This is a genomic window from Kribbella sp. NBC_01510 (assembly GCF_045040325.1).
Classification (GTDB): Bacteria; Actinomycetota; Actinomycetes; order Propionibacteriales; family Kribbellaceae; genus Kribbella.
On the sequence record NZ_CP109418.1, the window covers coordinates 7,242,969 to 7,264,872 of the forward strand.

Here is a 21,904-nt window from a genome sequence, read left to right on the forward strand (position 1 = left end):
TGACCACGCGGCCGCCTGGAGCATTGGGACTACCTGTCCAGGCGGGGGCGTGGTCCAGGTCGCCCCAGACCTCGACGATCCGGCCGTCGTTCACGTGGTACATCGCGGCTCACGTCCCGTCCGGCAGGTGGCATACGTCTCGGAGGGCTTATCGCCGTTGGACAATCGCTCGAAGTTTGCTCTGGCGCTGATCCATTCTCCTTTGAGCAGACGGATTCTGGGGGCAGATCGATGTGCTCGTCGGTAAGGTTGCACTAGGCCCCGAACTCGAGTTGTTCGACTACCCGCCCGGTCGACGCCGCGCCCGCCGGATTCGAAACGCTCCTACTTTCCTCGTACGTCAGGGCATTAGCCCACGCGTCTGGCTCAGATTGGTTGCTCATGGCGATGTTCGACCTTTCCCTCGACGAGCTCCGCGAGTACCGGCCCGAGGTGGCCGCACCCGCCGACTTCGTCGCTTTCTGGTGCCGCTCGATCGAGAAGGCGCGCACTCACGACCTGTCCGCCACATTCACGGCAGTCGACAACAAGCTCGCTGTGATCGACACGTACGACGTCACGTTCGCTGGTTTCGGCGGTGCGCCGATCAAGGGCTGGCTGCACGTCCCGGCCGGCGCAACCGGCCCGTTGCCGACCGTGGTGCAGTACTTCGGCTACTCCGGAGGCCGCGGTTTCCCGCACACCAGCACGCTGTGGGCCCAAGCCGGCTACGCCCTCTTCCAGATGGACAACCGTGGCCAGGGCTACGACAGCGGCGGGCCCGATGCGACCCCGGACAACAGTGCGTATGCCGGTCTCAACCACAGCCCAGGGTTCATGACCGCGGGCATCACCGACCCTGAGACCTACTACTACCGCCGAGTCTTTGTCGACGCCGTCCGCGCGCTGGACGCGGTGCGGACGTCTCCGCTCGTAGATCCGGACAAGATCATCGTCACGGGCGGCAGCCAGGGTGGTGGCATCGCCATCGCGGCGGCCGGCCTGGCCGGACTGACCGGAATCGAGTTGCTCGGCTGCGCACCCGACGTACCGTTCCTGTGCCACTTCCAGCGGGCTGTGCAGATCACCGATCAGGACCCGTACGCCGAGATCACCCAGTACCTGAGAGGTTTCCGAGACCACGTCGACACCGTCTACCGGACCCTGAGCTACTTCGACGGCGTCAACCTGGGCCGCCTGGCCACGGCACCAGCACTGTTCTCGGTCGCTCTGATGGACCCAAACTGCCCGCCCTCGACCGTCTTCGCCGCCTACAACGCCTATGGCACCGAGGCAAACGCCGGGGTCGCCAAAAACATCAAAATCTACAGCCACAACGAGCACGAGGGCGGCCAGGCCTACCAGCAAGACGCTCAACTCGACTGGTTCGCGGACGCGTTCGGTCGGGTCGGTCAAATCAGACCAACGGCGTCGGCTGAGGCAACAACAGCCCCCAGCCAGAACTCAACCGTCCGGCGATGAACCCTCTCAACCTCGCATCGGTCCGACAACAGCTTGAACTACAGCGAGCTCGACACACTGATACAACAACGGCCCTAACCGACCCCCGCATATGGCCCGAGCTTCGCCGGCCGCCATCTCCTCCTGAGCGTCGACCGCGGACCGCGTGAGCGCGCTCTTGCGGGAGCGCCTGGCAAACAGGCTGGTCGCTTGCTTCGCCGACTTGCGATGGCGTCTGATGATCTCGGCGGTGTCCACTCGGGGTGCCTCGGGCGCGATCGGCCGCGCAGCTGGCGGAAACTCTGGACGATGGATCTCGGTGATCGCAACGAGCGCATCCGCAAGCGCCTTGGCTTCCGCGGCTTTGCCGGCAGCGGCCTGCTGACGAACGGCCGCCACCACTGCCGGTTCGCTGCCGCCGTACTCGCCGAGCGAGATCGTCCGCGTCCGGCGCTGGTGTAGAAGCCAACCGGCCCGACGCCGGTCGAGAAACCGGTCCGGCCGGCTCCGACATGTACCCGGGCGACGCGTGGACCCGGACTCGTACGAACACCCCGACTCGAAGCTCGAACCCGCACACCCGGCGCCAGCTCACCGAGAAGCCCATCTCAGTGACCTCCTCAACAGCTGCCCTCTGGTCCAAAGCCCGTGGTCTCTGCGCCCGCTGTCCCAGGCAGGCTCCCCGACACGGGATAAGCGCAGCCAACCGCGGACCAATCACACACACCGCACGAAACAGTCAGCGCCAAACCGAGCCGCCGCGCCAACCCGGCAGTCCTCAGACCAAGCACGACCCTCAGCCACCAAACGGACGGCGCAGACGAATCCCCTATCGTCCAGCGAACACCCGCCTTACGTCTCAGCGATCAACGAGCGCGGCTTCGAAAGTGCCCGGTTGTGTCTTCGTCACGGTCCCGGCTCAGTCGCGATCCGTCAGCTATACCATGTGCGGCAGACGAACACGCCGCACGGAGAGAGACACGTACAGCACACCTCTTTACGCACCTCTATCGGCGCGCGAGGATGGTGAGCGATGACAACCAATGCGCTCCACCAGTCCGTGAAGTCCATTACAAACAAGGGCTTTCGCGCAACCCAGACACACAACGATCAACTTCAGCTGGAAATCAGCGGATTCGGGGTTCGAGTTGGCTGGTCCCCCGGCTCAGACGGCTGAGCTGTAGGCGTGTGGTTAGTGTGCGTATCCCTCCTCGGACACACTTCTCCACACGATCGGCCAGCGGGCTGACCTCCACAATCTGCTCCACGTGGTGGTAGATCGCCGACGCGTAGAACTCGCTGAGTTCCCCGGGTTCGGCAGTGTCCAGGGCACTCACGATGTCGCCGAGCAGGTCGCAGCGAGCGCCGCTTCGGCCGATCGCTTCTCCGCGACAGCCGCGTTGCATCGCTCACGCAACTCTACCGGACCCCAGCCGGCATCCAGTGCCTGCCGTCAGCTGGCGGAGAAGTAATGGCCGTTGTCCAGATCGGCGAGCAGGCTGGGCTGAGCGGGTTCCCAGCCCAGGGTCCGGCGGGTGATGAGGTTGGACGCCGGGTAGTTCTGCGTGACGATATTCGCGAGGAACCCGAAGTATCCCGGCACCATCAGTTCGTCCGCGGGAATGCTCACGGCGGGCAGGTCCAGTCGGTCGTGCTGTGCGCGATGTTGGCAATCCGCACGACCGAAGACCGCACTCCCCGCTCGGCGAGGCCGACTGCGGCGGTTTCCACGACGTTACGAACCCGGAGTGTGCCCTTGTACTCGTCGCCGCTGGGAAGGGCCGGATCCTCCTCGGTGGCCGGCCGGCCCAGGTTCCCGGGCGAGCCAATGCTCCCCGCCGCGACCAGCGGCTTTCCGGTTTCCGCGAGCGCCTCGCCGTACGCGAGCATGATCGGGAGCTCCGCGGCCGCTACGGCGTCGATCCCGCCGAACGGAAGCAGGTCTTGCCTGTGTGCAACGTGGATGACGCCGTCGGAGTCCGCGGCCGCCTCCTTGAGCCCGTCGAGATCCTCGAGGTCGCCGCGACACACCTTCGCGCCGAGCGCGGACAGCGCTGAAGCAGCTGTGTCCGACCGGGCCAGGCCGGTGACCTCGTGCCCGGCGGCGATCAGCTCGGGGATGATGTATGAACCGGAATGGCCGGTCCCGCCAGTGACGAATACGCGCGCGCTACGGCTCCTTGTGAATGATGTGGCACGAGAAGTGGTGGTGCGGGTGCGCTCAGCTGAGAATGCTGACGCCGAGGGAGAAGTTGAAGTTCCCGACGCCGTGGCCGGCCAGGCCCATCATCAGCAGGCCCGCTCCTTCCAGCCAGTGCGCCATCTTCAGGCCGCCGACATCCAGCGGGCGCAGCCCGAGGCTCTCGATGAATGCCGCCACGTCCGCCTTGGCCTGCGCATTGTCGCCGGCGATGAAGACGTCGGGCCGGCCGTTCTCCAGGACATTGCGGAAGATGGTGTTGAATGCCTTCACCACGCTGGCGCTGGCCGGGGCCACCTTGGCGACTTCCTGCGCGATCGAGGTCTCCTCGCTGTGGGCCAGTCCGTCGAACGTGGCGTTGAAGGGGTTGCTGATGTCGACGATGACCTTGGCCGCGAGGGCGTCTCCGTACTCGGAGACGACCGGAACGACACCGTCGTACAACAGGGCCGTGATGACGATGTCCCCGGCCGGGACGGCGCCCCACTTGCCCGTTGTTGCGCCGCCGCCCAGAGCCTTGGCGAGGTCTTCGGCCTTGGACTGATCGCGTCCCATGACCTCGACGGTGTTGCCGCCCGCCACCGCGAGTGTGCCGATGGTACGGGCCATGTTCCCCGTACCGATGAGGGTGATGCTGCTCATGAGGTGTGCTCTTCCTGTTCTCGAGGTGTCGCTCAATCCCCCGCGACATTCCTTGTGTGTCGTTCAGATGGCGGTAGTGCCGCCGTCGGCGACCAGTTCCAGGCCGTTGACGTAGCTGGAGTCGTCGGAGGCGAGGAACAGGGCGACGGTGGCGATTTCTTCGGGGCGGCCCATCTTTCCGCGGGGGATGAGGGACTCGAATGCGGCCTTGGTTGCCTCGTCGAACAGTTCTTCCTGTTTGGCGGTGGCGACCTGGCCGGGGGTCAGGACGTTGACCCGGATCTTGCGGTCGCGCAGTTCGTTGAGCCAGACGCGGGCCCAGGCCTGCTGGACGGCTTTGCTTCCCGCGTAGAGGCTCCAGCCGGGGAAGGCGCCGAGGGAGGCGTTGGATCCGGTCATGAAGATCGAGGCGTTGTCGTTGATCAGCGGCAGTGCCTTCTGCACGGTGAACAGGGTGCCGCGCGCGTTGAGCCAGAAGGCGCGGTGGAACTGTTCCTCGGTGATCTCGCCGAGGACGGCCGGTTCGCCCATCCCAGCGCTGGCCCACAGCACGTCGATCGAGCCCTTTTCCCGCTTGACGGCGTCGTACAAGCGGTCCAGGTCGTCCAGTTCGGCCGCGTCACCCTGGACGGCGGTGACGTTGCGGCCGATCAGCTTGACGGCGTCGTCCAGTGCTTCCTGCCGCCGGGCCTGGATGAAGACGTGCGCTCCTTCCTCGACGAACAGTTTGGCGCCGGCCAGTGCCATGCCGGTGGATCCGCCGGTGATCACCGCTACCTTGCCATCGAGCTTTCCCACGATTGGTGTGCCTGCTTTCTGGAGCTGGATAGGAGGTCACGCCCACCCGTCGCTGTCAACGGTTGTCGTCGATGCCGTCGAATGACGCGATGGGCCTGGCTCAATTCATGAAGTATTCATTCTGATTCTGGGCCCTGCTATCAAGTCCCGAATTCCTCTACCGAATTCGCTTGGCCCCATCAGCTACCTATTAAGGCTGCCATTGGCCCGAGCGGGTGTCCAAGACCTCTTTCAGCCGTGGTGATACCTTGGAGGCATCACCGGACCAGGAGGCGCCATGGATCTGGACCTGCGCAAACTGCGCTACTTCCTCGCCGTCGCCGACAGGCTGCACTTCGGCCGCGCCGCTGAAGAGCTGCATATCGCGCAGCCGGCACTCAGCCGCCAGATCCGCGCGCTGGAACAGGATCTCGGCGCCTCGCTGTTCACCAGGAATCGCCACGGAGTGGTGCTGACCGACGCCGGCCGACAACTGCTGGCCGACGCCGGTCCGCTGCTCGCTTCCGCGGACGCGGTCCGCCGCCGGGTGACCGTGGCCGCCCGCGTCAGCCGGCGACTGGCGGTCGGCTTCCGGACCGGCATCCCGGTCATCCCGGCGGCCCAGGCGTTCGGGGCCCGGCATCCGGACGTGGTCGTGGACGTGCAGCGGATCGAATGGGACGACCAGGCCCCGATGCTGCTCGACGGCCGCATCGACGTCGGCTATGTGCGGCTGCCCATCGACGAGACCGGCCTGCGCGTGACCCTGCTGTACACCGAGCCGCTCATGGTGGTACTGCCCGCAGGCCACCGGTTGGCCGGCAAGGAGGAGGTCACCGAGGCCGACCTGGCCGGTGAGCCGCTGGTCTGGCATGCCGAGCCGAGCACGCACCCCACCAGACGCCCGCACCCCGACTCCGGGCTCCGGGTGCGCGGCGTGGAGGAGAAACTCGAGCACGTCGCAGCCGGCAGGGGCATCTCGTTCGTGGCGCGTTCGGAGACACTGTTCTACTCACGTCCGGACATCAGCTACGTACCCATCCCGGAACTCGCGCCCGACCAGGTGTGCCTCGCAATGGCGGCATCGCGCATCTCGCCGCTGGCCGAGGACTTCTTCAGCGCGGCGCAAGCGACGGCCGAGATCACGGCAGAATGTGGAAACTATGAGGCCTATTCAGGCGGTCAAGCCTAAAGCTGCTGTGGATTGCCAAAATGGGCTGCGAGCCCAGTTGCTCAGATACCGACTCTCGCGTTCAAGCTGGGCATCGGACGCCCTGTCGGCTATGTAGGTCGTCCAGTCGGTCTTGGCTTGACGTGTGCACTGGATGGCGGTGCTGATATTGATATCGGCGAGGTCGGCCAGGATCGTGGCCGGGAGGTTCGCTGCCAGCGCGCTGCGCCGCTATGCGTCGTCTCGACATTCAGTGTGCCTGGTCCCCCGGAGCTGAACGTCCCATCCGCTGACCGTTTGAATCTGGGCGCCTACTCGGGCGGCGCTAAGCCGCGCCCCGATGTGCAGCGGAGGTCAGACGTCGAGCAGCGTCACGTCTCCCTGCGTCTGTGGCTTGTCTGCAGCGTGGAGCCCTCTATAGTTTAACTATGACACTAGATAAGCAGGACAGGGGTGACCCGGCGTCCTCGCCGATCGTGTTCACCCTTGATTTGGCGTCAGGCGTGCCGACCTACCTCCAGCTGGTGCATCAGGTCGAGCACGCGCTGCGGCTGGGCTACCTCAGGCTGGGAGACCAGCTCCCCAAGGTCCGCGAGGTCGTCGCGGACCTGGCGATCAACCCGAACACCGTGCTGAAGGCCTACCGCGACCTGGAGAGCAAGGGGCTCACGGCGGGTCGTCCCGGACAGGGGACGTTCATCAAGGCGAGCCTCGACCAGATCGACCTGGCCGGTGTCACAGACCTTCGTACGTCGCTGCTCACGTGGCTGCGTCACGCCGACTCGTCCGGCCTCGACCACGACGGCATCGTCGCGTTGTTCTCGAGCACCCTGCGGGATTTCGCTGAACGCCGCGAGGTCGGCACCCCTCGCGGCGTGCCGAGTGAGCGCAAGCGGGCCGGAGGAGGTGCAGCATGACGACCGCCATCGAGACTCGCGAGCTCGGCAAGACCTACGGTCGCATCGCCGCACTCTCCGACTGCACGCTCAGTGTTCCCGAGGGCCAGCTGGTCGCGCTGGTCGGTCCGAACGGCGCCGGCAAGAGCACCCTGCTCAATCTCGTGGTCGGCCTGGCGGCACCCAGCAGCGGTGAGGTCTCCGTCCTCGACGGCGTACCGGCCGGCTCTCCCGCCGCTCTGGACGGGATCGCCTTCGTGGCCCAGGACATGCCGCTGTACCGGAACCTGTCGGCGACGGACCTGATCCACCTCACCCGCAACCTGAACCAGCGTTTCGACGACGACTATGCGCGACGCCGTCTCGACGACGTGGGCATTCCGCCACGACAGAAGGCCGGAAAGCTCTCCGGGGGCCAGCGGGCACAGCTCGCCCTGACACTCGCATTGGCCCGGCATCCCAGGCTCCTCGTGCTCGACGAGCCCACTGCGCCTCTCGACCCGCTCGCCCGCCACGACTTCATGGCCGCCGTCATGACGGCCATGGCCGAGGACGGCATCTCCGTCGTGCTCTCCTCCCACGTGCTCGCCGAGCTCGAGCGGGTCGCCGACCACCTGGTCCTGATCTCGCGCGGCCGGGTCCGTCTCGTTGGCGCCGTCGAGGACCTGCTCGCCGCGCACCGCCTTGTCACCGGCCCCCGCGACGAACACCTCGACCCCCGCTGGCGAGCAATCCAGCAGACCACCGCCGGCGCTCAGAGCCACCTCGTCGTCGAGGCCCCGCCGGACAGCCCGACACCGCTGGGCTGGGAGGGCCGGCCGATCAGCCTCGAAGCGCTGACGATGGCCTACCTGCGCGAAGACGCCCGAACGTCAGGACCGACACCCCTGGAGGCGCTGCGATGAGCACGACCACCCTGACTCCGGTCCCACCGCACGCGGCACGACCGATCCCCTGGCAGCGGCTCGCCTGGGTCAGCTGGCGCCGGCAGCGGACCATGATCCTCACGACCCTCGCGCTGCTCGGCCTGGTCGCGATCTACCTCCTCGTGACCGGACTGCGGATGCGCTCGGCCTGGAACACCGTCAACGCCTGCACCCCGCGACAGTCGAGAGCCTGCAACTTCGAGTGGAACAACTTTCACGACCGCTACTCCAACCCCGGCATCATCAGCGCGGCGTTCCTCTTCGCGCCGCTCCTCATCGGCGCCTTCGCCGGCGCCCCGCTCATCGGCCGCGAGCTCGAGACCGGCACCTTCCGCTACGCCTGGACCCAGGGCGTCGGCCGTCTCCGGTGGGCGATCGCACTGCTCGTCCCCGGTGCGGTCGTGGTCGCCGTCCTGACCGGAGCGTTCGGCGCGCTGGTCTCCTGGCACGACCACCCGTTGTGGGACGCCGACGTCACCGCCCGGCTCGGTGCCAACGAGTTCCCCACCACCGGCATCGCGGTCGTCGGCTGGAGCCTGCTCGCGTACGCCGTCGGGGTACTCGCGGGGTTCCTGTGGCGACGTACGCTGCCCGCGCTCGCCACCGCCCTCGCGATCGGCTTCGGCCTCGCCCTCGCCGCATCCAGGTTCCGGTTCCACTACCTCGCGCCGCTCAAGACCAAGAGCCTCGACTTCGTGCCCGGCTCGCAGACCATCCAGCAATGGTGGGAGAAGGCGGGCGCCGTCGTGAGCAACAGCGACCTCAACGCGACCCTCCAGTCGGCAGGCGTCAAGCAGGTCAATATCGGTGGCGGCGGCAAGACCACGCCCACTACTCCCGGCGACGGCACCGACCCGGTGACCTACCTGCTCCACCACGGCTACACACAGTGGACCAGCTACCAACCGGGCAGCCGGTACTGGACGTTCCAGTGGATCGAGTTCGGCTGGCTCACCGCACTCGCGGTCGTCCTCCTGGCCGCCACGTTGTGGCTGATCCGCCGCCGCGACGCATGAGCACGAGCCGGCATCCGCGCCCGGAGGTCGGCGTCGGCACAGTTCCGTCGAGCACCATCGGAGTACGCAGGGATGCCAGGATGAAGAAAGGTGGCGTGATGCAGGTCCAGTTCATCTCGAGCGTCGCTGTGATCACCCCGGATCCGAGGGTGAGCCGACGGTTGTACGTCGATGCGATGAGGCTGCCCCTCATCGAGGAGGCGGACCACTACCAGCACACCGAGAACCTAGAGCGTAGTCGAAGCTTCGGCGCTGGCCGTCGGATGTCATTCAAGCGTGTGTGGGAGGATGCGCTGCCCGCAGCGAGGCCGGAATCAGCCCTGGCCACGCACTCGATGTCGTGGGCGTAGTGCTCTCGACGCTCAGCTCTCCGCTCCGCGTACGGGTGGCACCGTTGTTCGATCGCAGGGGTAGCGAGCGTGGGTGTGGCCGCCTTCGTGTTGAGGCGAGGCGTCGCTTGCCTGGATCGTCGGGTGCGGTCTGAGTCATCCGCTACCGTGCGGCCAGCGTCGGATTGAGCCGTACGAGCTGAGCGGAGGTTGTCTCGTCGAGTTCGGCGACGGCTTCTCGTGACCTCACGAAGTCCGAGAACGATCGGTAGCCGAGCGCCCTCTCGCTGAACGACGGGTCCATGCGCTTCATCTGACTCTTCACCGCGGAACTGTGCAGCCAGTCTGCGTCGTCTTTCTCTTGTCCCAGGCGCAGCGCCCGCTCGAGGAGGCTCGTCGCCAGCCGCTGGGGATCTTCGGAGTCGGGATCGGCCTCGTTTCGCACGGTAGCGCCCGGGCGCCTGGTCCGTCGCGAGCCGGGTTGGGAGACGGTTCCGGCGGGCCCGTCGGGTTCAGCCTTGGGGGTTGCCGGCTGTTCGGTCGCCGACTGGGAGGTGTCGATGGGTGTGACACCGGGCAACGCGTCGTACGTCACGAGCTCGTCGCAGGCTGCGGCGAGCGATCTGCTGGTCGATCCGGCCACCCCCACGCCCACGACGTAACGGCCAAGGCGCCGACAGCGTTGGGCCAACGCGATGTAATCGGAGTCTCCGGCCACGATCACCACATGGGTCAGGTCCGGGAGGCGGAACATGTCTTCCACCGCGTCTACGGCCAGTCTGATGTCAGCACCGTTCTTGGCGTAGGCCGCGGCGGGAAACAGTTGCACCAGGTCCACTGCGCGACTGACCAGTTGCCCGCGGTAGTCGGCGTTGACCGGTTCTGACCAGTCCGCGTAGGCGCGCGTGAGGACGAGCGTGCCGAACGACGAGGCGAAGTCGATGACTGCGCCGATGTCGACCGTGGCGCGCCTGAGCTTGTCTGCGATGTCGGGCTCGGCCGACATCTCCGCCCGGTCGAACGCCCGCACCTTGTCACGCTGGAACTGGCTACGACCATGCACCTGGTCGTAGCGCGAGATCACAATATTGTCGAAGTCGATGTAGACGGCGACACGGGTCACGCCGGGTTCGGCCATGATTCCCCTTCTCGATGGGATGTGCTCCGACGCCATTCTGCCCAAGCGCGAGGCATCTTCCGGCGCCTCATGGTCAGCGAACTTGGCACTTTGCGCCGAGCTCCGTGCTCAGGAACTCATGGTGAGACGTGTGGTTAGTGTGCGTGTCCCTCCTCAGACACCGAAACAGCTGTTTGATAGGAGAGGTGACACGGATCCGCGTGTCGCCTCTTTCTGTTCGCGGCCTGGTCTGCCGTGGCGGCGGGATGTTGCTGATGGCAACGGTTGCAGGAACCTCCAGATTTTGTGACGGGCATCCCACTGCGACGGTGACGGACGCTAAGCTTCAGCCGGTGGCGACCCGGGGGATACGTCCGGACTGTGTTCGGTCGAACCGGTGAACCCGCCCAAATTGCGCAGGAGCGTGGCGTGAGTAGCGACTTCGGCTTCTGGAAGCAGGCGTGGGCGAGGCAATCTTCGACGCCGCCACCGGCGATGCGAGACGATGTATCGCATGAGCCCAACACTCGATGTCAGGCGCTATCACCCCGACGACCACGCCGCGCTGTACGACATCTGTGTCCGGACGGCCGACGGGGGCCGCGACTCTCGGCACATCTACCCAGACCCGGAACTCATGCCGAGCATCTTCGCCGGCCCCTACCCCTATCTGGAACCTGATCTCACGTTCGTGCTGGACAACGGTGACCGCGCTGTCGGCTACATCCTCGGCACCGCAGACACGGCCAGGTTCGTCAAGGAGTACCGCGCATCGTGGCTGCCCACGATCCAGCAGCGATACCCGGCGCCGAGCACCCCGCCAGTGACGCCCACTGAGATCATGATCGGACTGATGCACAATCCCGAACGCATGCTCGTGCCCGAGCTCGCGCCATACCCGGCACACCTGCACATCGATCTACTGCCGCAGTACCAGCGCCAAGGTCACGGCCGCACGCTGATGTACGCCTTCCTCGACGCGCTACACCGCAAGCAGGTGTCCGCCGTGCACCTCGGCATGGCCACGACCAACACCGCAGCCCGCGCCTTCTACGACCGACTGGGCTTCCACGAGATCTCAGTCCCGGACCACGGGCCGGTGACCTACCTCGGGCGCCATACGGACCTGGACAACCTATGACTCGAACGGGCACCTGAAGACCCAGACGCTGCCGGGGACCGAGGAGGAGACGCATCCTGTGGCTGTGTCCCTGTCGGCCGACGCGCTCGGCCTGCCAGAATCCCTCTGGTCGTCGAAGGAGCGGAAGGCGGGCTCGCAAGCTGGCTACTGGGCAACTGAGGTACTACGGGAACCCGCGACTCATTGTGGAGCCACATACGGGCCGATCGGTGTGGAGGAGAACCTGCCACCCAAGCCCCTTCGCTCCGGCGAGTCGATCGGAACGTTGGCGTTCATCTCGTCCACGCTGTCCGACGCCGTCACGACCAAGTCCAGACCGCCTTCGAGCTCACCCGAAGCATCCACTGGCCGACAGGCCAGTCCTACTCAGGCTGGCAGCCTTGTCCACGCCGTACTGGTCGACCTTGTAGTCCTGGCTCTCGGCATTCACCGGCGGTCGCTCGCTGCCGAAGCCGAGCGACTGCGGGTACTTCTGTGCCTCGGTGCCCTGGCAACGGGCGCTGTCAGCCCGACGCCAGGGTCAATGCCGCGTCGCGGTCAGGGCGACGGTGGTGGTCCAGGTCTTCGGCACCATCGGAGCCTCCGTGTCGCTGCGGCTGGTTCGAGCGGGTGGTCACCGCACCTCGATGCGGATGCGCTTGTTCGCCTTGCCCCTGGACTCGGTTCCGGTGACGGCGACTGAGCCCATCTCGGCGGCGCTGAGGACGTGGGTGCCACCGTCGGCCTGTTTGTCGAGGCCGACGATGTCGATCACCCGGAGCGGGTCGATCTCGCGCGGGATCAGGTGAGCGGCGACCCGGATCAGTGCGGGGTACGCGTCGGCCATCTCGCGCCCGACGAAATCCACCACGATCACCCGGGCGGCCGCGATCTCCTCGTTGATTCGAGCCTCGAGCCGCCGACCCAACTCCGCCGACAGCGCGTCGAACGCGAAGTCCAGTCGGCCTTTGCCGGGCTCGATGTTGCCGCCGGTCACGCGACGCCGTGGTCCGCCCAGATCACCCCGCAAAGAACGTGCAGTGCTCCGACCTTTGACGGGCCGCGGACACGGCCCGTCAAAGGGCCGCTACGACTGCAGGGACTCTGCTCAGTTGCGGATGATGGCGTGGTCGAGCAGCTCGCTGTCGTCGGATACGGTTTCTCGATCGACCTCGGCTAGAATCACCGGCTACGGTGTTCCACTTCCGGGATCTCCCGAAGCTCCAAGCGTGTGGTTAAGTTGCGTGTCCGGCCTCGGACACCAGAGCTATTCACAAGGCTTCGCGAGTACACCGGCTCCCGGAGCCTTTTCATTCCCCCGCACCCTCCTCCGTCGCGTGCGCCTGTCAAGAGGCGACCCCAGCTCGGTTCACCGGCGAGGCTTTGGTCGCTTGGTCGGGATGGCGGTGAGCGGATCTTCCGGCCACGGATGGCGGGGGTAGCGGGCTCGCAGATCGGCTCGGACCTGGGGATAGCCCTGCTTCCAGAAAGAGGCGAGATCGCTCGTGATCGCGACCGGGCGCCGTGCGGGCGACAGTAGATGCAGAACGACAGGGACACGACCGTCCGCGACGGCTGGAGTGGCAGTCCAGCCGAATACCTCCTGCAGCTTCACGGCGAGGATCGGTGGCTCGACACCGTGGTACGCGAGTCGCACCTCGGAGCCCGATGGGACCCGGAGCCGTTCCGGTGCGAGTTCGCCGAACCGGGCTGCCGCGGGCCATGGCAGTAGTCGCCTGAGCGCCGAAGCCACGTCGATGCGGGCAAGATCGCGCGCGCCTCGCACCGAGGCGAGCTCGCTACCCAGCCATCGGTCAAGATCGGCCAGGAGTGCCTCGTCGTCGACCGCGGGCCACGGGGATCCGAGGTGGGCATGGCAGAACGCAAGCCGCTCCCGCAAGGCGAGTGCGGCCTCCGACCAGCGCAGTACGGACAGACCGCTGTGCCGGATACCGTCGCGGACGGCCGCTTGGACCAGCAGCCGGTCGGGCTTTGCCAGCGGGACGTCGTTGAGCACGATCGCGCCGAGTGCCTCAACACGCCGCGTCACGATCCGGCCGTCGTCCCAGCGGATCTGGTCGGTGGTCGAGACGAGGTCGCCCGCGATGTCTCGCGCGGTCTGCTCATCGATCGGCGCCGCGGACCGGATCCTGGCGTCGGCGCGACCCGGAGCCCGGTCAGCAGCCGCGATCGCCAGCCAGGTCGTCGTCCGCAACGGCGACTGCGGATCCAGCGCAGCACCCGTACCACCAGACATCTGGTACGTCGCGAGGTCGGCCCCCCGGACCCGCGCAATCCGATCCGGATACGCCAGCCCCACCACAACCCCCACCGCAAGATCATCCGGTAGTACGCGCGTCCCTCCACGAACCGCCGGCCGCACTCCATCACCACCCAACGGGTCGCCGGTCGTCGTGCCTCGGCCGAGGCGCTTCGTTTCTTCTCGCCAGCGGGCCGTGGCTCCGCGGTCCTCGCCACGGCGGAGGGCTCGCCAGCGGGCCGGTAGATCATCGCCGAAGTCACGGCCGGAGTCGTCCGAGAGCATCGCGACGACCTCGCGCGCCCGGTCAGCGCCGACCCGCGGCGTCCCATCCAGCAACGCACGAGCCAACCGAGGATGCGCCCCGATCGCCGCCATCCGCCGTCCCCGCTCGGTGATCCGGCCACCGTCGTCAACGGCATCGAGGCGGCGCAGCAATTCGGCGGCCGCGGTCATCGCCACCACCGGCGGCGCCTCCAGCAACGTCAGACCGGCACCAGCAGGCGCACCCCACGCCGCCAGGTCGAGGGCGAAGCCTGCCAGATCGGCGATCGCGATCTCCGGCGCCGGATGATCGTCGAGATGCGAGTGGTCGGTGGCAGACCAGCACCGATAGACCCGGCCAGGCGCCTCCCGCCCGGCGCGACCCGCTCGCTGGTCGGCCGACGATCTCGAAACCCGGCAGGTGACCAACGCACCTAGGCCACGCGATTGATCGGTCCGCGGCTCCCGGGCAAGACCCGAGTCGACCACAACCCTGACTCCAGGCACTGTCAGCGAACTCTCCGCAACCGACGTCGTGACCACGATCCGACGAGTGGCGGCCGGCCTCAACGCGCGGTCCTGTTCAGCCCTGGACTGGCGACCGAACAACGGCAGAACATTCAGACCGGCCAACCGGCGAGTCACACCGTTGATCTCGGCCTCCCCCGGGACGAACACGAGGATGTCGCCGTCGTTCTCCGTCAGTGCACGCCGAACGACGGCCGCGATGTGATCCAGCAGTCGCGGGTCGACCCGCCCACCGGGAAGCAGCGGCACGGGGACCGGTGGTGAGGCCCATTCGATCGCCACGTCGAACAGCGCCGCGGACGCGGTGATCACTGGGGCCGGAATGTCGGTGCCCAATGCGCGACCCAGCCTGTTCGTGTCCGCGGTGGCCGAGGTCGCAACGATCGCCAGGTCTTCCCGAAGATTCGCCCGGATGTCGACGCAGAACGCGAGCAGCAGATCGGCATCGAGGTGTCGCTCGTGGCACTCGTCGATCACAATCGCGGCGACACCCGGCAGCTCCGGGTTCTGCTGCAGACGCCGTACGAGGAGCCCTGTCGTCACCACCTCGATACGGAGTCCTTTGCCGCCGCTGCGTTCACCGCGCATCGCGTAGCCGATCCGCTGCCCGAGCGGTTCGCCGACCAGCATCGCCAGCCGGGCCGCCGCCGCGCGGGTTGCCATCCTTCGCGGCTCGGCGACGATGATCGTGCCCCCGAGCGCGTCGCCCAGCGCAAGCGGCAACAGCGAGGTCTTCCCCGATCCGGGCGGCGCAACCAACACCGCAGTACCGCGCGAACGCACCGCATCGACCGTGGCAGGCAAAACCGCCCGGACAGGCAGATCCGCCCCCGGCACCGACGACTCAGGCAGCAACACGCCCCGACGCTAACCGACCAATACGGCAGAATCCCGCACCTACCCGCAAGCGGATTTAACCAAGCCGCCGACTCGGAGTCGAACATTGCCTCGAAGTCGGCACACCAGGCCCCAATTCATGAGCGCGGATCGATGGTTAGGCAGGGCGTGCGGTCCTCAGCCGGTCTAGCTCCTTGGCGGTGAACATCGGAAAGTGCCCGGCGCGTCCAAGGAGCGCCCCAAGTGGACGACTACGCGCGGCCATCAGTCAGCAGGAGATCGCCACGTCACGCCGCAGGCCCGAGCTCCAGGCGTGTGGTTAAGGTGCGTGTTCCTCCACAGATACTGAAACAGATGGTTCAGTTGTGGCCGGCGGCGCGGTTCGTGCCGCCTGTTGTGTTTGCGGCCGGCGGGCCGCTCGCACATGGAATCAGTTGCCGTCAGCAATCGCACGATCCGGACACGGGCTCGGCGCGAAAGGAATCAGTGCAGTGCGACCGTGAGCAGCAGGACGGACGACTCCAACGCTTCGACGTCGTGGCGCTGCGGCGGCACCGCGACCAGATCACCCGGACCGAGCTCGACCTCCGCGTCACCCGCACGGACCCGGACACGGCCACGCAGGCACAGCAGCGAGGCATCCCCGGGACTCTTGTGCTCACCCATCACCCGACCTGCGGCAAGCGCCGTGAGCGTCTGCCGCAGACGGGCACCGGGCCTGCTGTAGACCGTGACCGAGCTGCGCCCACTCTCGGCCGACGCTGCCTTGGCAAGCCGCTCGGCAGCCAAATCGTCGATCGACGAGACATCCATCCGTCGATGATCGCACGGCGAGAGCCGGGTGAGCCCGGCATGAGCCGGGTGAGCCCGGCATCGCGCACCATCACGATCTGCCATAGCGGCCGGTCTCGAGCATCGGGGTCCCGGCAAGCTCGGCGACGATCCGCGGCAGGCCGTCCTGGCCGTCGGGACAGCAGCGCACGCCGATGTGCGACACCCGGTCGATAACGCGAACGTCGACCCAGCGGGCTCGGCGTCAGCGTGTCGCCGACCCCGACGGGGTCAGTTCGCAAGTTCTGGGTACAGACGATCGCGACGAGTCATTCAGCCAGGTGAGAAAGGCGACACCGATGGCGATCAACGCAGTACTGGCGGTGATACCGGTCGGGCAATTCGATACAGCATGCGACTGGTACGCGTCGTTCTTCGGGCGTCCAGCCGATCAGCGACCGATGGACTCCTTGGCCGAATGGCATCTGATCGACGCCGGCATCGTTCAGGTCTTCCACGATCCAGGCAAGGCCGGCCGTACGACGGTCAACTTCCTCGTCGACGACCTGGACGAGCGAGTGGGCCGGCTGACCGCGACGGACATCGCCACCGCCGATCCTCTGGTAGTGGCGAGCGGCCGCCAGCGACTTGTCACGTGCACCGACCCCGATGGAAACCAACTCGGCCTCCTCGAGACCACCTGACCCCCCAGCCGGATGGCGCATCCGCCGCGGGCTGCCGAGGAGCACCGTGGATCCTGCGCGATCCCGGATCGCGACAGATCTGGCTGCCTGCATTTGCGTTCTTCGTAGAGAGATGAGCGGACTAAGGTTGGCCAATGGACAAGCAGACCGCTCAGGACTGGCTGGACCAGTACGTCGAGGCGTGGATGTCCTACGATCCGAGCGACATATCAAGGCTGTTCAGCGAGAACGTCGCGTACCGCTACCACCCGTATGACGAGCCGATCGCCGGTCGGGACGCGGTCGTCGCATCCTGGCTCGGACAGAGCGCGTCGGGCGGCGCCTCCACCCGCGACGCGCCCGGCACCTACGAGGCCAAGTACTCTCCGGTCGCGGTCGACGATGACACCGTGGTGGCCACCGGCACTTCGCGGTACCGCGAAGTGCCCGACGGACCCATCGTCCGCACCTACGAGAACTGCTTCATCATGCGCTTCGATGGCGCAGGACGTTGCCGTGAGTTCACCGAGTACTACGTCCGCCGCCCCTGAACGCTGCGGGCAACGACCGCTCGGCAACTCGGTGAATGAGGCGGCGACTACGACATCGGGCATCAACCGGCTTAGCTCTCCAGGCCGCGACACCCTGCACCTGCATGGTCTCAGCCCGTCGATGGGATCGGTCGGTGACGCCTACGACACTCACCGCGCCCGCAGGTGACGGATGTCGAACGTCAAGGACGGATCGCCGACCGGGACCAAGAGGATCACGGTCACTTCTCGCTGATGACGAGTGGGTCGCGTCGTCGACGCACGCCAAGGGTGATGCCGAGTGTGGCGCCGGCGGCGGAAATAGCACCGAGCGCGACCCAGGTTGTATCCGGTCGTTCTTCGCGCTCGAGGGGCTGGACCTCGTAGTACGGATCGTAGTTGGAGTAGTTGTACGGCTGGTTGCAGCCCGAACAAGCCGCACCCCTGGACGCGACCGGCGGGTCATGAGGCTTCACGTTGGCGTTCACCGGCAGCGTGATCGAGAGAAGAGCCGCACAGGCTGCCCCGCCCGCGGCGACGCCGACCATTCGCCACCTTCTGGTGCTTTCTGACTTAGACATGGTCGATGCTCCGCTCCTCGCGTCGGCGGGCTCGCACACTTGGCGGACCAGGTACGACGAGAATCCAGAGATGATCGGATCGCAATCGGGCGTGCGAGGTCGGCCCCTCCGACCGGGGCGGGTTTGTTCCTCCGCTTCCGGCCGGCAGTCAGTAGGCGGTCAGCGTTGGCGCCAAGGCCACAGGGCGCAGGCTACGTGCGCTCTGACCGACAGCGTCGATGACGCGAAGTGCTCTGCGTCCGTCCGTCGCCGTGATGGCTGCCGGTCGTTGATCGACGATCGCCGACGCGAACTCCGCCAGCTCAGGCACCAGCATCATCGTGACGTTGTCGCCTCGCATCGACGGCCGGATGATCGTCGGTTCCCGGTACGCCTCGAGAACGTCGCTCTGAACCTCGATCTCGAACTGTACGAAGTTCCGCCCGCGGAGCCCGATGAAACCCGAGCTGCCAATAATGCGAAATTCGTAGAAGAACCCGGAGGCCTTCTGAGTCACGACGAGCTGCGCGAGACGACGGTCGCTGAATCCCAGCGTGGCGGCCGATGTCTCGTCGACTTCAGTGTCGGCTGCATAGTGCACACGGGCCGTGACCTCGCTTGGCTCCTCGCCCATGACCCACAGGGCGAGATCAATCAGATGACAGCCGACGTAGAGCATCGGGCCGCCGCCGGAGCTGGCTTGAGCGACCCAACCGTCGTCCATCGCAGGGGTCCCGATAGCACCAGTGATCACCCGGGGGTCGCCCACGGCTCCCTGCGCCAGCAACTGCGACACATACCTCGCCATCCCGTAGCGGAACGAGTACCCGACCATGCAAGTCACGTCGGCGCTGGCCGCGGCGAATTCAACCTCCTTGGCCTCTTCCTCGTTCAGAGCCATCGGTTTCTCGATCATCACATGTTTGCCGGCCCGGATCGCGGCCAACGCTGTGGGGGCGAGTGCCTCGTGCGTCGTCGCGATCAACACGGCGTCGACGTCTGCGGCACCCAGAAGCTCGACAACTGACTTGTGAGAACTGACGCCGTCAGCCAGTACCGCGACGGTCCGCCTGGCGACCTCGTCAGGATCGGCGCACGCAACGAGTTGCAGCTGGTCCGACCGTACGACGGCTCGGGCCAAAGCCGTGCCGTGTCCACCACATCCGACAACCGCCGTTCTCAAGGGCTCGATGGTCATGAGAGCCTCCTTCGTTGCCAACACGGTAGTTGCCGGGGCGGCTGTGGATCGATGTGCACGATGTACGCACTTGGTTCGCAGTTCCACGTTCCGATCAGCGAGCTACGAAGAGTCCGGGTCGGCGACCGACGTCCTCATCTCGAGGCGCCGTGTGAGCTCTTCAGCTGCCAGATCGACAGCGTCGCGGATGGCTAGGTCGAGTCCGCAGGACCACGCCGCCTCGAATTCGGACCCACCCAGCCGCTCGCGAGAACCTCCCAGTAGTTGGAGGATCTCGGTTTCCTCCATCGACGGCCGTGGAGCACCGAGCTGGGATCGCCGCTCGGTCGCCGCTGCGATCACGCGGACCGCGATTGCCATCTCGCCGAGCCCGCCGAGGGCCTGTGCCGCGATCTCGATGCAGCGAACCGAGGCCGTCGAGCCGGTGTCGCCGATCTCGAGACTCAGCTCAAGGCTGTTCCGAGCAAGCTCTGCAGCACGCTGGACCAGTCCTAGCTCCAGCATGACCAGCGCCAGATTCATGACAGCAGAACGCTCGCCCATGCGCGTACCGGTCTGACGCCACAGCACGTGACACTCCTCGAGCAGTGTCAGCGCCTGGTCGAGCCGACCGGCCCTGCGGGCTTGCAGTCCCATCTCGTTCAGCACATAGGCGACGCCCCATCGATCGCCCAGCTGTCGCTCAAGCGTCAATGCCTGCTCGAGCCACGACATCGACTGCTGCGGATCGCCCATCAGACCCGTCACCCGCGCCAGACCCAACAGCGCCTGCGCCTTTTCGGGCACGCTCCCGGCACTGTCGGCTGTCTCCGCCGCAGACTCGTACAACTCAAGCGCCTCGGCGTACTTGCCGTGATGCAGCACGAGGTCGCCCAGCCCGCAGCAGGCACGGGACCACACCGTCGGGTCATCGAGGGTGCTGCTCATGGATCGGCTGGTCTCGATCAGTTCGAGAGCCCGGTCGAGATCACCGGCGTACTCAGCGAGCCGTCCCCACGAATACAGGCCGGCAGCTACAGCCGGCGACGACCTCCCACCAGTGCGATCGAGGAACCGCTCGAACCACTCCTCACCCTCGAGAAGGAAGCCTTGCGACAACCAGAAGCCGCTGAGCGCCTGGCACAACTCGAGACCCGCATCGAGCCGCTCCCCTTCGAGCAGCCACCGCAGGGCCGCGCGGAGGTTGGCGTTCTCGACGCGCAGCCTGGCAACATCGCGGGGATAGCGGATACCGAGGCGAGTGGCCGCGCCGGCCTCGGCGACCGTCAAGAAGTACCGTGCGTGACGGTCGCGAGTGGTTTCTGCGTCAGCGGCGCCGGCGAGGCGCTCCGCGGCGTACTCACGAATGATCTCGAGGAAGCGATAACGTCGCTCTCCGCCTCCGTCTTCGACGGCGACAACGGACTTCTCGACCAGTCCCTCGAGAGCCTTGACCACAGCGGCTCGCGAGATGTCGCCATCCGCGCAAACGTCTCGCGCTGCGTCCAGGTTCCAACCGCCGTTGAAGCTGGCCAGCTGCGTCATGACCCGCTGCTCGGTCGTGTCGAGCAGCGTGAAGCTCCAGTCCAGAGCCGCGCGGAGCGTGCGGTGCCTCGGTGGAGTGACTCGACCACCTCCCACCAAGAAGTCCAGCCGATCGGCGAGGAGGTCGGCGACCTGGGCCACGCCGAGAGCCGGTATGTGCGCGGCTGCGAGCTCGATCGCCAGGGGTAGGCCCTCCAATCGGCCGCAGACTTGGTTGACAACGTCGGCTTCACCTCGGGTGAATGCTGGTGCGCCGGCCGCATGCGCCCGCCGGCTCAGGAGCGTGACCGCGTCGGCGGTGGTCAACCGCGGCACGACCCACACCGTCTCGCCGTGGATCCTCATCGGCTCGCGACTAGTGGCCAGAATTCGTAGATCCGCAGCATCGCGCAGCACTCCGTCGACCCACTCCGCACACGCCGTCACCAGGTGTTCGCAGTTGTCCAGCACGAGCAAGATCTGCATCGAATGCAGATGCTCACGTACCCGTTCCGCGGCAGGCTGTCCGGGTGCCGGGATCACGCCGAGTGTTGCCGCAACGGTGGCCGACACGAGCGCGCCATCGGCTACGGGTGCCAGGTCGACCAGTACGGCGCCGTCGCGGTACATGGCCTCCGACTCTCCTGCCAGTTCGAGGGCGAGCCGGGTCTTTCCGACCCCAGCCGGTCCCGTGAGTGTGAGGAGTCGCGAGGTGCCGGCGAGACCTGCCAGGTCGGCCAGCTCACCTTGCCGCCCGACGATCGGTGACGGCTCGATGGGTAGGCGGTACCGCGCTGCGGCGCCTTTCGCAGTGCGATGGCACGCCGCCATGAACTCTTCGCGGTCAGCCGAGCTGAGTTTCAGCGCATCGGCCAGCCGCCGAGCGGTATCAGGGTAGGGAGAGTTGCGGGCGCCCCGCTCGAGGTCCGCGATACCACGGCGACTGAGGCCGGCCTCCTGTGCGAGCACCTCCTGCGACATGCCCGCCAAAGCGCGGTAACGGCGCAACACCACGCCAAACCGCTGCTCCCCACTCGACGACCGCCCATCGAGCCCCACTCAGCAACCATAGCCCCGATCCACCGACGACCTAGGCCAGAACCTGGGGGGCAGTGATATGCGGCGGGTTGTCGGGA

At 66.6% G+C, this 21,904-nt stretch carries 21 protein-coding genes; 10 read left to right on the top strand and 11 right to left on the bottom strand.

The window, feature by feature from the left end:
* The first annotated feature begins 387 nt into the window (after positions 1-387).
* Positions 388-1,461 carry an acetylxylan esterase gene (locus OG558_RS35760; RefSeq protein ID WP_405066935.1) on the top strand — a complete coding sequence of 358 codons (1,074 nt, stop codon included), beginning with the start codon at positions 388-390 and terminating at the stop codon, positions 1,459-1,461.
* A 288-nt stretch (positions 1,462-1,749) separates the two neighbouring features.
* Positions 1,750-1,902 carry a hypothetical protein gene (locus OG558_RS35765; RefSeq protein WP_405066936.1) on the top strand — a complete coding sequence of 51 codons (153 nt, stop codon included), beginning with the start codon at positions 1,750-1,752 and terminating at the stop codon, positions 1,900-1,902.
* A 991-nt stretch (positions 1,903-2,893) separates the two neighbouring features.
* On the opposite strand, the gene OG558_RS35770 is transcribed toward OG558_RS35765, so the two are convergent.
* From OG558_RS35770 to OG558_RS35785, 4 genes are all read right to left on the bottom strand, one after another.
* Positions 2,894-3,070 carry a hypothetical protein gene (locus OG558_RS35770; RefSeq protein ID WP_405066937.1) on the bottom strand — a complete coding sequence of 59 codons (177 nt, stop codon included), beginning with the start codon at positions 3,068-3,070 and terminating at the stop codon, positions 2,894-2,896.
* Entirely contained in the window at positions 3,067-3,564 is a 498-nt protein-coding gene (locus OG558_RS35775; RefSeq protein WP_405072265.1) for an NAD(P)H-binding protein, read from the bottom strand. Before OG558_RS35775 ends, OG558_RS35770 begins: the two co-directional genes overlap by 4 nt.
* A gap of 97 nt (positions 3,565-3,661) precedes the next feature.
* Entirely contained in the window at positions 3,662-4,282 is a 621-nt protein-coding gene (locus OG558_RS35780) for an NADPH-dependent F420 reductase (protein ID WP_405066938.1), read from the bottom strand.
* Positions 4,283-4,345: 63 nt separating this feature from the next.
* Positions 4,346-5,080: an SDR family NAD(P)-dependent oxidoreductase gene (locus OG558_RS35785; RefSeq protein ID WP_405066939.1), complete on the bottom strand. Its 735-nt coding sequence runs from the start codon at positions 5,078-5,080 to the stop codon at positions 4,346-4,348.
* 277 nt (positions 5,081-5,357) lie between these two features.
* On the opposite strand from OG558_RS35785, the gene OG558_RS35790 reads away from it, so the two are divergent.
* The 5 genes from OG558_RS35790 to OG558_RS35810 all read left to right on the top strand — a co-directional run bounded on the left by OG558_RS35790 (position 5,358) and on the right by OG558_RS35810 (position 9,418).
* Positions 5,358-6,251 carry a LysR family transcriptional regulator gene (locus tag OG558_RS35790; protein WP_405066940.1) on the top strand — a complete coding sequence of 298 codons (894 nt, stop codon included), beginning with the start codon at positions 5,358-5,360 and terminating at the stop codon, positions 6,249-6,251.
* Positions 6,252-6,658: 407 nt separating this feature from the next.
* Positions 6,659-7,147 (top strand): GntR family transcriptional regulator, encoded by a 489-nt coding sequence (locus OG558_RS35795; protein WP_405066941.1) that lies wholly within the window; start codon positions 6,659-6,661, stop codon positions 7,145-7,147.
* The gene (locus OG558_RS35800) at positions 7,144-8,031 is read left to right on the top strand and encodes an ABC transporter ATP-binding protein (protein ID WP_405066942.1); all 888 of its coding nucleotides are present in this window, start codon (positions 7,144-7,146) and stop codon (positions 8,029-8,031) included. The genes OG558_RS35795 and OG558_RS35800 overlap by 4 nt, the downstream gene beginning before the upstream one ends.
* The gene (locus tag OG558_RS35805) at positions 8,028-9,068 is read left to right on the top strand and encodes a hypothetical protein (RefSeq protein ID WP_405066943.1); all 1,041 of its coding nucleotides are present in this window, start codon (positions 8,028-8,030) and stop codon (positions 9,066-9,068) included. Before OG558_RS35800 ends, OG558_RS35805 begins: the two co-directional genes overlap by 4 nt.
* 80 nt (positions 9,069-9,148) lie before the next feature.
* A complete protein-coding gene (locus OG558_RS35810; protein ID WP_405066944.1) occupies positions 9,149-9,418 on the top strand; it encodes a hypothetical protein in 270 nt (89 codons plus the stop codon).
* Positions 9,419-9,560: 142 nt separating this feature from the next.
* On the opposite strand, the gene OG558_RS35815 is transcribed toward OG558_RS35810, so the two are convergent.
* Positions 9,561-10,535: an NYN domain-containing protein gene (locus tag OG558_RS35815; RefSeq protein WP_329476700.1), complete on the bottom strand. Its 975-nt coding sequence runs from the start codon at positions 10,533-10,535 to the stop codon at positions 9,561-9,563.
* A gap of 493 nt (positions 10,536-11,028) precedes the next feature.
* On the opposite strand from OG558_RS35815, the gene OG558_RS35820 reads away from it, so the two are divergent.
* Positions 11,029-11,655 carry a GNAT family N-acetyltransferase gene (locus OG558_RS35820; protein WP_405066945.1) on the top strand — a complete coding sequence of 209 codons (627 nt, stop codon included), beginning with the start codon at positions 11,029-11,031 and terminating at the stop codon, positions 11,653-11,655.
* Positions 11,656-12,268: 613 nt separating this feature from the next.
* Here the strand turns inward: OG558_RS35820 and OG558_RS35825 are convergent.
* From OG558_RS35825 to OG558_RS35835, 3 genes are all read right to left on the bottom strand, one after another.
* On the bottom strand, positions 12,269-12,631 hold the full coding sequence (locus tag OG558_RS35825) for a hypothetical protein (protein WP_405066946.1): 363 nt from the start codon (positions 12,629-12,631) through the stop codon (positions 12,269-12,271).
* Positions 12,632-13,003: 372 nt separating this feature from the next.
* Positions 13,004-15,544 (bottom strand): ATP-dependent helicase HrpB, encoded by a 2,541-nt coding sequence (gene hrpB, locus OG558_RS35830; protein WP_405066947.1) that lies wholly within the window; start codon positions 15,542-15,544, stop codon positions 13,004-13,006.
* A 462-nt stretch (positions 15,545-16,006) separates the two neighbouring features.
* Positions 16,007-16,336, bottom strand: coding sequence for a cupin domain-containing protein (locus tag OG558_RS35835; protein WP_329476692.1), 330 nt, complete (start codon positions 16,334-16,336; stop codon positions 16,007-16,009).
* A 317-nt stretch (positions 16,337-16,653) separates the two neighbouring features.
* On the opposite strand from OG558_RS35835, the gene OG558_RS35840 reads away from it, so the two are divergent.
* Positions 16,654-16,998 (top strand): VOC family protein, encoded by a 345-nt coding sequence (locus OG558_RS35840; protein WP_405066948.1) that lies wholly within the window; start codon positions 16,654-16,656, stop codon positions 16,996-16,998.
* A 134-nt stretch (positions 16,999-17,132) separates the two neighbouring features.
* On the top strand, positions 17,133-17,528 hold the full coding sequence (locus OG558_RS35845) for a nuclear transport factor 2 family protein (protein ID WP_329476688.1): 396 nt from the start codon (positions 17,133-17,135) through the stop codon (positions 17,526-17,528).
* Between the two features lie 221 nt (positions 17,529-17,749).
* Here the strand turns inward: OG558_RS35845 and OG558_RS35850 are convergent, their stop codons facing one another.
* From OG558_RS35850 to OG558_RS35860, 3 genes are all read right to left on the bottom strand, one after another.
* Positions 17,750-18,088, bottom strand: a complete 339-nt coding sequence (locus OG558_RS35850; protein WP_405066949.1) for a hypothetical protein — start codon at positions 18,086-18,088, stop codon at positions 17,750-17,752.
* Between the two features lie 148 nt (positions 18,089-18,236).
* The gene (locus OG558_RS35855; RefSeq protein ID WP_405066950.1) at positions 18,237-19,265 is read right to left on the bottom strand and encodes a Gfo/Idh/MocA family protein; all 1,029 of its coding nucleotides are present in this window, start codon (positions 19,263-19,265) and stop codon (positions 18,237-18,239) included.
* Positions 19,266-19,367: 102 nt separating this feature from the next.
* A complete protein-coding gene (locus OG558_RS35860; RefSeq protein ID WP_405066951.1) occupies positions 19,368-21,827 on the bottom strand; it encodes an ATP-binding protein in 2,460 nt (819 codons plus the stop codon).
* Between the last annotated feature and the right edge of the window lie 77 nt (positions 21,828-21,904).